Below are 12,608 nucleotides of genomic sequence, written 5' to 3'. Positions count from 1 at the left end.
TTTTTTTATGAAAACACCATGCAAAAAATATACATCTGAAGAGATCAGCAGGTTTATTGATCATGAACTTGCCCTGGACCGGTATGAAGAATTGGCGCGACACCATGTCAACTGCCCGGATTGCAACAGTTTAGTTGAACGCTTCAAATCCATATCCATCGTGTTTAATAATCATGCGGATAAAGCGGTATCAAAAATAAATACTGAAAAACTGAGGCAAAAAACAGAACAGGCACTTGAAAACGCCAAAAAAGCATCTTTAAAAACCGATCATGGATTCTTTGGCAAAAATATTTACTTGAAACTTGCATCCATTGCTGCAATATTGACGATCAGCCTGTTTTGGTTTCACGGTAGTTTGTTTGGCCCGACAGGTCCAAGTGCGATTGTAACATCGGTTGATACGAATGTTGCTTCCGTTATGATTATTGAAACTCAAACAAAAAAGCATACCATTATCTGGTTTTCTGAAACCTGATAACTGCAACGGGCAGACTTGGTCTTTTATACGGGTCTGTCCACAACAAAAAATGAAAGTCTTTGTTTGGATTTTTTACGACTTTTACAGATAAAAAAAGGGGCATCATGGCCAGATTCATGAAAACAATCTTCATACTCGCAGGAATATCTTGTTTTTGTTTGTTTACGCAGCCCGCATTTGCGAAGAGTCAGGTTTTAACGGACATAAAAGTGATTCATGCTTCAACAAAAACAGGAGCAAACATTGTCGATCCAGCTTTAAAACCAATTATTTCCGAACTTAAATCCGTATTCAAATACACCTCTTACAAGCTTTTGAACGAACAAAGATTGAATCTGAGCTTTAACCGGAAAGGCATGGTAAATCTTCCGGGAAACAGAACCATGATTATCATGCCAACGGATATGCAAGGCAAAAGAATCCAATACCAAATCAATATTCAGAAAAATCAGCGCCCGGTTTTTCAAACCCGGGTACTCTTGAACAATAACAGCAGTATTACCATTGGCGGCCCTCAGTTTAAAAATGGTGTTCTGTTGTTCAATATTTCCGGGTCAGCGCGGTAAGGATTGTGTTTTCACCTCAAGCAATCTTGATGCTTCTTTATTTGATCCCAGTAAAATAGACAGCCATCTGGTGGATTCCCTTCCTCCCAGAGCAATTTTGACCGCCATGGTCAATGGAACTGAAAGCAGCATTCCCACAGGACCCAATACCCATCCCCAAAAAGCCAGGGAAAGAAATACCACCAAAGTGGAAAGCCCGGTTCCCTTACCCATGACCCTGGGTTCAATCACACTTCCCACCAATATGTTGACAATTAAAAATCCCGTTGCAGCAATCCCGGCAGTCAAAGGCCCAAGCTGAATTAAGGCCAGAAGAACGGCCGGAACAGCAGCAATGATGGAACCTATATTGGGAATATAGTTCAATAAAAATGCAAATACCCCCCACATAACGGGAAAATCCACTCCCTGAACAGCCAGCCAGATAAAGATGGTAATGCCTGTCCCAAGACTGGTAAGCGTTTTTATCCCCAGATACCGGTTTACACCGGATATAATTTGAGAATACTTTTTAAGATCCGTATTTTTATCATTAAAAATGGCACGCAATTTATTGGGAAAACCAGCGGCTTCCGAAAGAATAAAGATAAAGGTTAAAAACACAAAAAAAGTATTGGTCAAAACTCCTCCCAGTCCATTCAATGTGTTTGCAACAAGCCCAAGGATGCGGCTTGGATTGAATATGTCTGCAAGCCTGTCTGTTTCAAGCTCTACTCCATATCTGGACAACAACTGCAAAGTTTCAAAGGTTACGGTTTTCAATCGCTCCTGGTAAAAAGGAATATTGCGCGAAAAATCCGCAATAGATGAAGACACAAGGCTCACCAAAAGCATCTGGGTGGCGATCACCCCCAGCATCAGGATAAAGATACCCAGCATGCTTGGAATCCCTTTTTTCTGCATCCAGAACAATGGCGGAGTACAGATAATAGAGAGAAATGCCGCCAGCAAAAACGGTACGACCAGTACTGTGGCGGCTTTCATTCCTGCAACAACAATAATAAATGCAGCAAACTTAATTAAGGAGCTATTACGATAAGATATCACTTCCATAATGATTACACCTTTTATTATCTTTTATTTTAACCACTTGTATTCAAACTCAATGACAAAGTCAAGGGGTTGAAAAGGCCATGTCTACTGTAATATATCTACAGCATAAAATAACCGGCAACTGGAAAACGGCTTTTATAAAATAAATATTGACTTGCCAGTATTGTTAGCTATATGTTCACCTTAATATAGCTACCTTATCTCTATATTTTAAAAAGTGGGATGTTCATTTGTTAAGAAAGGTATTTTACCCCAAAGCCAAAGGAGATCCAATGGAACGAAGACAATTCTTACAAAAAGCAGCAATTGGTACAGTCGCAGCAGTGACCGCCGGTGGAATAGTTAATGCCCCGGCTGTACATGCCCAGAAAAAAATCAAATGGAAAATGGTAACCACATGGCCGCCCAAACTGCCATATCTTCAAGATGCCGCAGAACTGCTGGCTAAAAAAGTTGAACTTATGAGCGGCGGTCTTTTTAAAATTAAAGTCTTTGCAGGCGGCGAACTTGTGCCCCCTTTGCAGACCTTTGATGCCGTCAGCAAGGGAACCACTGTACAGGCCGGATCAGGTGTCAGCTATTACCAGGCAGGCAAAGCACCTGCAGCCCAGTGGTTTGCTGCTGTCCCCTTTGGCCTTAACGGAGCCGGCATGTCGGCCTGGTATGAGTTTGGCGGCGGTCTCAAGCTGTGGGAAGAAATGTATGCACCCTTTGATGTAATTCCCAGACCAGGTGGTTGCACAGGCCCCCAGATGGCAGGCTGGTTCAATAAAAAAATCGAATCTGTGGATGATTTCAAAGGGCTTAAAATGCGAATTCCCGGATTGGGTGGAAAGGTCATGGCAAAGTTAGGAGCAACGGTTGTTCTCTGCCCTGCCAGTGAAATATTTACCAACCTGGAACGTGGTGTTATTGATGCTACGGAATGGATCGGCCCTCTCCACGACAAATTAATGGGATTTTATAAAGTTGCCAAATATTATTATTATCCGGGCTGGCATGAACCCGGTCCCTTTGTGGAGTTTGTCTTCAACAAAACTGCCTATGAATCTTTACCGCTTGAATACCAGGCAATCTTAGATGCTGCCTGCACTCAGGTTAACAACTGGACAACACAAGGGTTTAATACCGGTAATGGTCAAGCCCTTGACGAATTGATCACCCAGCATAAAGTTACCCTTATGAAATTGCCAGATCCTGTGCTGGCAGATCTCAAATCCCATGCCAAAGATGCTGTTTTTGATATTGCAGCTAAAGACCCAATGGCCAAAAAAGTAAATGAAAGTTTTGAACGTTTTAAAAAGATCGTCGGACCCTGGGGGGAAGTATCTGAAAAACCGTATTATAATTCTCTGGCTGACAAATATAAATTAAAAGGATAACCACGACGCAAACGTTGACCGATCCCATCCTGCTCATGATGATTAAGGCATTGGATCATTAAATTAAATAACTCAACTTTCGGAGTTGGCAAAATTGGGTCATCAATTGGGTCATCAATGGGATCAGACTTGTATTATTGCGTTTTTTTATCGGTTTGATGAAAATCATAAGGAAACAGGCTTGGCCCTGGCTGCTATAGCTTAAGTCCGAAAGTTGAGTTAAATCAAAAAGGATTATGGACATGGGACTAAGATCATCTATGGGAAAAATTGCAGATGGAATTGATGCATTAAATGAATGGATCGGTCGATTTGTTGCCTGGGTTGTAACGCTTCTTGTTGCAGTTGTATTTATTGATGTTGTTATGAGATATGCGTTTAATACAAGTTTCGTCTTTACCCAGGAACTTGAATGGCACCTGTTTGGATTCATTTTCCTGATGGGAGCCGGCTATACTCTTTTATATGACCAGCATGTCCGGGTGGATGTTATCTACCAGCGCCTTTCTAAAAAAGCACAGGCCTGGGTTAATCTGATGGGCTGTATCTTTTTCCTTTTTCCGGGAGCTGCCTTGATTGTCTATATATCATCTGTCTTTACCTGGGAATCTTTTAAGTTTATGGAAGGCTCCCCTGACCCGGGTGGAATCCCGTTTCGGTTTATATTAAAAGGCTGTGTACCTTTGGGTTTTGTATTGTTTTTTCTCCAGGGAATTTCCATGTTTAATCGTAATTTGAATATCATTCTGAATAACAAATCCTATGGAAATCAGGAGGAATCAAACTGATGGGATCTGAATATCTTGCCGGCTGGATGTTTCTTGTGCTTACCCTTTTGCTCATGCTAGGTTTTCCGGTTGCCTGCACCCTCATGGGTACTGCCATATTTTTTGGATTCATTGGATCTGGATTGGAATTTTTCGAGTTATTGCCATTGCGAATATGGGGAGCTGTAAAAAATGTTGTGCTAATCGCTGTTCCCCTGTTTGTCTTTATGGGAGTGACCCTTGAAAAATCAGGATTAGCCGAGGAATTGCTGGAAACAATGGGATTGGTATTTAGGCGCCTTAAAGGTGGTCTTGCCATCAGTACGGTTTTGGTCGGTGCCCTTCTTGGTGCATCCACTGGAATTGTGGGTGCCACAGTCGTTACCATGGGACTTTTAGCGGTCCCCACCATGCTGCGACATGGTTACAAGCCTGAACTTGCAACAGGAACAGTATGTGCTTCCGGAACCCTTGGGCAGATCATTCCACCTTCCATTGTACTGGTTCTTTTGGCAACCATTGTCCAGATTCCGGTGGGCGATCTGTTCATGGCGGCTGTACTGCCGGGAATGATGCTGGTATTTCTATATATGACTTATATTTTTATCATTGCCACGGTAAAACCGGAAATTGCACCGCCTGTAATTATAGATACAGATCAGGGTCAAGACAAAAAGCTGCTGCTGAAAAAGGCATTATGCGCCCTGTTCCCGCCGCTTTTTCTTATCATAGCTGTCCTTGGATCAATTTTTGCCGGAATCGCCTCTCCTACAGAAGCCGCTTCTGTAGGATGTTTGGGAGCAATATTGCTTGCAGCCTGTAACAGAAGATTCAATCTCACAATCCTAAAAGAAGTATCTGCCACAACAACCAGGCTTACCTGCATGGTCTTTATTATTTTGGTTGGTGCCAATGCATTTGGACTTACATTTCGTGAATTGGAAGGGGATGAACTGATTAGGACTTTTTTGTTTGGTATTGCCGAAGGATATAATAAATGGGTTGTGCTGGCCATTGTCATGGGTTTGATTTTTCTTATTGGTTTTGTCCTGGATTTTATTGAAATTATTTTCATCCATGTTCCTGTGCTAGTACCGATCCTGGTGGATGATTTTGGATTTGATCCTCTCTGGATCTGTGTACTCCTGGCGGTTAATCTTCAAACATCCTTTATGACACCTCCATTTGGTTTTTCTCTTTTTTACCTGAAAGCTGTGACACCTCCACAGGTAACCACAGGTCATATATACAGGGGGATTATTCCCTTTATATTTATCCAGCTTATTGGACTTTTGATTGTTGTATTATGGCCACAACTGGCCACCTGGCTTCCCACGATAGCTTATACAAGGTAGATGAGACACACCCGTATACAAAAAAAAACAAACGCAAAAATCCAAATACATTAATCTTGTTTACAAGATCTTTATCTCACTTTTACTTTGATTACAAGGTCACCTGCATGTTAAGCTGGTTTAAAATTCAGCAGCAAACGAATTTAATATTGACTATTAAAGGCTAACGGTTCATTATACAAAATTTTAAAAAAATTATATGCTGGGAAAAGATAGGACATGGTCAAAATAAGGAACAAACAATATCCTCTTGTTGCAGACTGGAATACCCTTAACAGAGTATTTATCAGACCTGAAGATGAAATCGGCAGAAAAACCCTTGTCAAATATATGGAACAAATCCTGTTTGGTCTCCATGATTTTCTAAACAAGCATGTTGGGGTGACCGAAGAAATCAGCCTGATAAAACTTGCCGAAGAGTACACCGATACAAAGATCAATGCCCATCCGCAAAAAAAACTGGCAGATGTGATCAAAGATATCATAAATGAAATTGCCCCAAGAGCCGTCAATGTAGCCTCTCCTTATTTTATCGGGCATATGACTTCTGCTATTCCATTTTTTATGGTTCATTTAAAAGCAATCACTGCGGCGTTAAACCAGAATGTTATCAAACTTGAAACTTCAAAAGTCTTATCCGTACTGGAAAAACAAATCCTGGCTAAAATGCACAGAATGATATTCAACTTTGATGACCATTTCTATCTTGAACATGTTCAGAACACGGAAACATCTCTGGGGAATTTCACAACCGGGGGCACAACGGCAAATCTTACAGCCTTATGGGTTGCCAGAAACAAATGCTTCCCCTCAAAAGGAAATTTTGAAAGCATCGAAAAAAACGGCATTTTTGAGGCCATGAAAACCCATGATCTTGAAAAAGCCGTGGTTCTGGTTTCAAAAAGAGGGCATTATTCATTAAGAAAAGCAGGGGGAGTATTGGGTCTGGGGAATCAAAATGTGATCCCAATTGATGTCGATGCAAACCGAACCATAGACATCATAAAACTCAAGTCTAAAATCAAAGAACTCCAGGCAAACAAAAAAACAAAAATTGTCGCTATTATTGGCATTGCCGGTGCCACTGAAACAGGAATTATTGATCCACTGCCCAAGCTTGCCGATATTTGTCAAAAACATGGTATCCATTTTCATGTGGATGCTGCATGGGGAGGACCTGTGCTTTTATCCGAAAAGTACTGTCATCTTCTCAAAGGCATTGAAAGGGCGGACTCTGTTGCCATTGACTGCCACAAACAATTTTACATGCCCATGACATCGGGTATGGTTTATTTTAAAGATCCCACAGCCATGGATCATATTGTATACCATTCAAGCTATGTCAACAGACCAGGCAGCGTTGACCTGGGGATAAAAACCCTTGAAGGTTCAAGAGAAGCCAATTCCCTGATCCTTGACAGCGCCCTTAAAATAATGGGCTCAAAAGGCTATGCGCTGATGATTGATCATGGAATTGAAACAGCCAGGGAATTTGCAAAAATGATCAGTCAAAGAAGCCTGTTTCAACTGGTTACAAAGCCACAGTTAAATATTTTGACATACAGACTGGTTCCGCTGGATATACAAAAAAAACTTGAAACCGCTGACAAAGAAGAGCGGCAAAAACTAAATTATATTCTGGATGACATCAATATCAAAATTCAAAGGATTCAAAGGGAGGCTGGTAAAAGCTTTGTATCAAGAACCCGCTTGAAAAATTCTCCGGACGACTATAACAACAATGTTGTATTAAGATCTGTAATTATGAATCCAATGACAAATATTGATATTATTAATGAAGTCCTTGATGAACAGGAATCCATTTTCCATAAACTTGTAAATGAATAATACAGGATCATTCAAGAGAATGGTTCCGCATGAATAGTCACAAATAAAACTTTACAAACAAACAAAAAATCATTAGTATTTTTATTATAATCAATTACCTTCTCATTCAGGTAATATCTATAGAAATATCAAAGATCCAATTTAATGCCAACGCAAATCCTTGTTAGAACCAAACAGCTAGAAAGGATTAATCATGACTAATGAAGAAAAATATTTTAAAGTGCCAAAGACCTTTGGGCTTAGTGTTTTGCTGAAATTAACAACAAAAAATGTTCGAGGGATAAAAATATCAAGCGACGGGGAACAATTCACATCAAATGTACCCATGAACACACTTACCGATGCTGTTAATGCTACGATAAAAGCACATAATATCAATTTGAAAATCAAGTAAAATTCCAATTATTCCATTATTCTGATAAGAGCTGACAAAACAATGAACTTACCCATCGATTTTAGTGGCATAACCCAGATGCTCACGGCAGCCCATGAAGATAGCCGGAATTTTTTATATGAATTTGAAGTATACACCCTTCTTTCAAGGTCAGGGGCGGAAACCCCTCCCCTGTACAATTTTATCCATAGAGGTTCGCGCCCGTCAGATGACGCATTAAATGCTTTGCCGGGAGAAAAAACCGTCCTCAAAATAGTATCCCCATTTATAATCCATAAAACAGAGGTGGGCGGTGTACGGATTGTCAAAAAAGAACCACATCGGATTATCTCTGCTGTCCGGCGAATGTTTTACGAGGTGCCTGAAAATTACGCAACCTGGATCGAACGTAACCCCGAGTCGGCACCTGCCCCATATAAAGGACTTTCCGGAGAATCCCTGATAGCTGCCATCAGCAAGGATATACAAGGAATTTTACAGGTTCAGTTCATGCCTCCCGATTCAAATGCCTTTGGCAATGAACTGATCGTGGGACTCCGCCATACCAGGGAATTTGGTACGATTATAAGCGCAGGATTAGGCGGAACAGATACAGAACTTTATGCCAAACGGTTCAGGAAAGGCCAGGCAATTGTAGCAGCATCCTGTGCCATGAATGACGGCCACACTTTTTTTAAAATTTTCAAGCAGACTATTTCCTACAGAAAACTTACGGGCCTGACCCGTGGACAACAGCGCATTGTAAGTGATGAACAGCTCATTGAATGTTTTGAATCCTTTATCCGCATGGGCAACCACTACTCACAGGCCAACCCGGACGCACCATTTGTCATCAAAGAACTTGAAGTCAATCCCTTTACCTTTTGCGATTACCTCATGGTGCCTTTGGACGGCATGTGCAAATTTTGCAAGCCCAAAAAAATTGCAGCAAAAAGACCTGTAAAAAAAATCGACAATCTGCTGCACCCGAAATCCATCGGGATCATAGGGGTTTCTTCAACCCGGAAAAACTTTGGAAGGATCATCCTGGACAATATTCTGGCAGAAGGATTCAGCAAAGAGAACACGATTATTTTCAGTCAAAGTGCAAACCAAGTCGAAGGGGTAAGATGTCTTCCAAACCTTGAAGCTTTGAAACAGGAAAAAAACAAAAAACTGGATCTTTTTATTGTTGCTGTTGGAGCGGCCCGGGTACCTGAGCTTGTGGACGATATTATCCGCCTTGATGCAGCTGAAACCGTCATGCTCATTCCAGGCGGCATGGGCGAAACCCATGACAGCAAAAACCGCGCCCGGGACATCATTGCAAAAATAGACCAGGCCCATAGTACAAAAGAAGGCGGCCCTGTCTTTCTTGGTGCAAATTGCATGGGCGTTATTTCCAAACCAGGAGGATATGACACCTGGTTCATACCTGAACAAAAACTGCCAAAACAAAGAAATTGTGCTTTTCACAGGGCTGCCTTGATCAGCCAGAGCGGCGCCTTCATGCTTCACCGCAGTCACCAATACCCCCACATGAGCCCGGCCTATATGATCTCCATGGGCAATCAGACAGATCTGACCCTGGGAGATATGATTCAATATTTCATGACATCAAAATCAGTGGATGTCATTGCCGTATATGCTGAAGGATTCAACGACCTTGACGGCCTGGAATTCTGCAAAGCTGTCAGACATGCAGTCCTTGCGGGCAAAGAACTTATATTCTACAAAGCTGGCCGTACCCCTGAAGGCAAGGCCGCCACCTCAAGCCATACCGCATCCCTTGCCGGGGACTACATGGTTTGTGAATCCTGTGTACGCCAGGCCGGGGCCATTGTTGCCAGAACCTTTTCAGAATTCCAGGAATTGATCGTTCTTGCCGAAACTATGAGCAAAAAAACCATCAAGGGCAACCGCCTGGCTGCCGTCAGCGGAGCCGGATTTGAAGCCGTGGGCATGGCCGATTCCATACAGTCAGATGATTTTCACATGGAACTGGCCCGTTTTGAAGAGAGTACACTTGAAAAAGTGGCAGATATTTTAAAACACAAAAAACTGGATGCCTTTGTGACACTGTCCAATCCCCTGGATATCAATCCAGCGGCAGATGATGACACCCATGCACAGATCACAAGGATACTGGCAGAAGATAAAGGTGTTGATGCTGTCGTCGTCAGCCTTGACCCCATGTCACCGGCCATGAAAACCCTTGACAGCCCGTCGATTCCATACTTTGATATGAATCACGAAAACAGCATTAAAAACCAGATCATTGACATTACCAATACCTGTGACACTCCTGTGGTAACCGTTGTTGACGGTGGCCGCCTGTATGACCCGCTGAGGGAGGCCCTGATAAAAAACAACATTCCGGTGTTCACAGTCTGTGACAAGGCCATTGCCGCCCTTTCATTATACGTCCAGGGACGGTTGAATGCCTATGCCATCCGAAACTCGGTTGGTAAACAATAATTTTCAATCTTTGGCTGTCAAATAATTTTTTCACAACAAAATTTATATTGCAATAATTAATTCCTTGAGATATCCCTGATTCCTTCAAGGGTATCATATACTCATGCTTGATTTATTCATACTTGATTGTTGGGTATGAGCATGTGATTAAAATTATAAAATGGTTTACAGACCATGTAGAGGGCTATAATGCGTTTCAGGCGGGAGAATATATATGGCATCACTATTCGATCAGGGTTCAATTGGCAAAATCACATTAAAAAACAGAATGATCAGGTCTGCAACCTGGGAAGGCATGTGTGAACCGGACGGCAGGCCGACCCAAAAACTTGTGGACACCTATTGCAACCTGGTCAAGGGAGGAATTGGGCTGATCATTACCGGGTATACTTATGTTAGAAGGGATGGAAAGCAATTGCCAGGTAAAATGGGGATCTACACGGATAAGTTTGCCCTGCAATTCAAACAACTGACCCGGGCGGTTCATGATTTAAACGGTAAAATTGCCATTCAACTTGTTCATGCCGGAGGTCAAACAGATTCAAAATCAGCGGGACGCCAGCCTGTGGCACCATCAGGCATCAAAGTGGGCGCATTTCCTGAAACGCCCCAGGCACTTTCCATATTAGAGATAGAAAACATTACCGATTCCTTTGCCAGGGCCGCAGGAAGAGCCAAAGAATGGGGATTTGATGCCGTTCAGATTCATGGTGCCCATGGATATCTTGTCAGCCAGTTCCTGTCTCCTGTGACAAACCAGAGAACAGATGCATATGGAGGAAGTCTTGAAAACAGAGGCAGGTTTTTATTTGATATCTATGAAAAGATAAGGACCCGTGTGGGCAAAAACTACCCGGTGTTTATAAAATTCAATGCAAATGACCATGTTGAAAACGGATTGACAACAGATGAGGCAGTTCAAATTGCAAAAAAACTCTCTGATTTTGGAATTGATGCCATAGAAGTTTCTTCCGGTACAGCGTCTTCCGGAGAAAAAGGACCTGCCAGGACAAAAATCAATTCCCCTGAAAAGCAAGCCTATAACCTTGATCTTGCACTGACCATAAAAAAACAAGTGTCGTGCCCTGTTATTTGCGTTGGGGGGTTCAGATCCCTTCTTGTTGCTCAAAAGGCAATAGCTGAACACGGCATGGATTTTATTTCTCTTTCACGGCCTTTGATCCGGGAACCGGATCTGCCAAAAAAATGGGCAACAAATAAAACCGACCATTCAGAGTGCATCTCGTGCAACAAATGTTTTATTCCGGGGATGTCCAAAGGCGGCATTTTTTGTGTTGCCCAGAAAAAAGACAAAAGAACCACATGAAACAATATGCCGCACAAACAAGGACACCCCTGAAAATCACGAGGCAACCACCCCGTGTTTCATGGAAATTTTTTCAAACATGACAACAATGCCGGTAGCAATGCCATATACAATATCCACATTGGCATTCATGCCGGCAGATGAATCAAAAAAAATGTGCAGATCCGATTCCATACCGTCTTCAGCCTTCCAATAGCAGATCAGTATGGGAAGCTTTGGCAAAGGATAAAGCACCAGTGATATATCTGATGCATAATAATTTTCCACTGTTTTTCCATTAAAAAGAACAATCAGATCTTCAAACAAATGGGGATATTTATCTGCAATCTGTTTTAAAGGCTTTTCAGATCTCTGGACAAACAAAGGATTTTTCTCACGCCCACCCTCAATTTCTCTTAACGGAACCCATTTCCCCGTCAAAGAAACCCCTTTGCAGTGGAGGACATATCCCAAAACAGTACTGGCAATCCAGGGGTTGATATGAATATCTGAAAACATGTTGCCCTGTGAATCAATGAAAAACTGCTTTCCAAAAATCCTGATCATCAATTTCCCTTTTGAAAAACTCCCCCCGACTCTTTTGGCTGCCTTTTCCAGGTCACAAGAATTTATTTGTGTTTTCAAGTCCGCCACAAGCGTTGACCGGTACTCTTCATTTGTCATCTTTTTTTTCTGTTTTCCCTGATATTGTTCAAGCACTTTTTGGCTCAAGACAGGGCATTGATCCAATGATTTTTCTCCCAAAAAAACCTTTGAGGCAAAAGCAAGACAGGTTTGTTCATTGCATTTTCTGCAATTGGATTTATCCAGAATCTTAAACACTTCCATGGCATTGGCAAATTCAGACATATACACTCCTCATTTTAAATAACTGTCATGGGCATAACTTGTCAATTTTATATCATAATTTGCTCACCCAGGTTTGCCCATAACAAATAATAAAAATCACTGTTTGGATTTTTCAAGACTTTCATATAA

11 protein-coding genes are annotated in these 12,608 nt (G+C 41.8%); 9 read left to right on the top strand and 2 right to left on the bottom strand.

Translation table 11 applies throughout. The features are described 5' to 3' along the window. Positions 1 to 7 precede the first annotated feature (7 nt). Both TOL2_RS05790 and TOL2_RS05785 read left to right on the top strand, forming a co-directional pair. Positions 8 to 478 (top strand): zf-HC2 domain-containing protein, encoded by a 471-nt coding sequence (locus tag TOL2_RS05790; protein WP_014956578.1) that lies wholly within the window; start codon positions 8 to 10, stop codon positions 476 to 478. Positions 479 to 690: 212 nt separating this feature from the next. Beyond that, positions 691 to 1,047 carry a hypothetical protein gene (locus TOL2_RS05785; protein ID WP_148278062.1) on the top strand — a complete coding sequence of 119 codons (357 nt, stop codon included), beginning with the start codon at positions 691 to 693 and terminating at the stop codon, positions 1,045 to 1,047. Here the strand turns inward: TOL2_RS05785 and TOL2_RS05780 are convergent. After that, positions 1,036 to 2,100 (bottom strand): AI-2E family transporter, encoded by a 1,065-nt coding sequence (locus TOL2_RS05780; protein ID WP_014956576.1) that lies wholly within the window; start codon positions 2,098 to 2,100, stop codon positions 1,036 to 1,038. The two genes, TOL2_RS05785 and TOL2_RS05780, sit on opposite strands and share 12 nt — an antisense overlap. Positions 2,101 to 2,372: 272 nt before the next feature. Here TOL2_RS05780 and TOL2_RS05775 point away from each other — a divergent pair, with 272 nt between their 5' ends. The 7 genes from TOL2_RS05775 to TOL2_RS05745 all read left to right on the top strand — a co-directional run bounded on the left by TOL2_RS05775 (position 2,373) and on the right by TOL2_RS05745 (position 11,630). After that, on the top strand, positions 2,373 to 3,482 hold the full coding sequence (locus tag TOL2_RS05775) for a TRAP transporter substrate-binding protein (RefSeq protein ID WP_014956575.1): 1,110 nt from the start codon (positions 2,373 to 2,375) through the stop codon (positions 3,480 to 3,482). Between the two features lie 242 nt (positions 3,483 to 3,724). After that, positions 3,725 to 4,270, top strand: a complete 546-nt coding sequence (locus TOL2_RS05770) for a TRAP transporter small permease subunit (RefSeq protein ID WP_139169000.1) — start codon at positions 3,725 to 3,727, stop codon at positions 4,268 to 4,270. Beyond that, complete coding sequence (locus TOL2_RS05765; RefSeq protein WP_014956573.1) at positions 4,270 to 5,604, top strand: TRAP transporter large permease; 1,335 nt, start codon at positions 4,270 to 4,272, stop codon at positions 5,602 to 5,604. Before TOL2_RS05770 ends, TOL2_RS05765 begins: the two co-directional genes overlap by 1 nt. 219 nt (positions 5,605 to 5,823) lie before the next feature. Beyond that, positions 5,824 to 7,452, top strand: a complete 1,629-nt coding sequence (gene panP / locus TOL2_RS05760) for a pyridoxal-dependent aspartate 1-decarboxylase PanP (RefSeq protein ID WP_014956572.1) — start codon at positions 5,824 to 5,826, stop codon at positions 7,450 to 7,452. Positions 7,453 to 7,645: 193 nt separating this feature from the next. After that, the gene (locus TOL2_RS05755; protein WP_041279310.1) at positions 7,646 to 7,846 is read left to right on the top strand and encodes a hypothetical protein; all 201 of its coding nucleotides are present in this window, start codon (positions 7,646 to 7,648) and stop codon (positions 7,844 to 7,846) included. Between the two features lie 42 nt (positions 7,847 to 7,888). Then, entirely contained in the window at positions 7,889 to 10,303 is a 2,415-nt protein-coding gene (locus TOL2_RS05750; RefSeq protein ID WP_014956571.1) for an acetate--CoA ligase family protein, read from the top strand. Between the two features lie 214 nt (positions 10,304 to 10,517). Continuing rightward, entirely contained in the window at positions 10,518 to 11,630 is a 1,113-nt protein-coding gene (locus tag TOL2_RS05745) for an NADH:flavin oxidoreductase (RefSeq protein WP_014956570.1), read from the top strand. A gap of 36 nt (positions 11,631 to 11,666) precedes the next feature. Here TOL2_RS05745 and TOL2_RS05740 read toward each other — a convergent pair whose 3' ends face one another. Next, the gene (locus tag TOL2_RS05740; RefSeq protein WP_014956569.1) at positions 11,667 to 12,479 is read right to left on the bottom strand and encodes a DUF3786 domain-containing protein; all 813 of its coding nucleotides are present in this window, start codon (positions 12,477 to 12,479) and stop codon (positions 11,667 to 11,669) included. Positions 12,480 to 12,608 lie beyond the last annotated feature (129 nt).

The organism is Desulfobacula toluolica Tol2 (assembly GCF_000307105.1).
In the GTDB taxonomy this organism is placed as follows: Bacteria; Desulfobacterota; Desulfobacteria; order Desulfobacterales; family Desulfobacteraceae; genus Desulfobacula; species Desulfobacula toluolica.
Note: the sequence above shows the minus strand (reverse complement) of the source record. Positions and strands in the feature narration are given on the sequence as shown.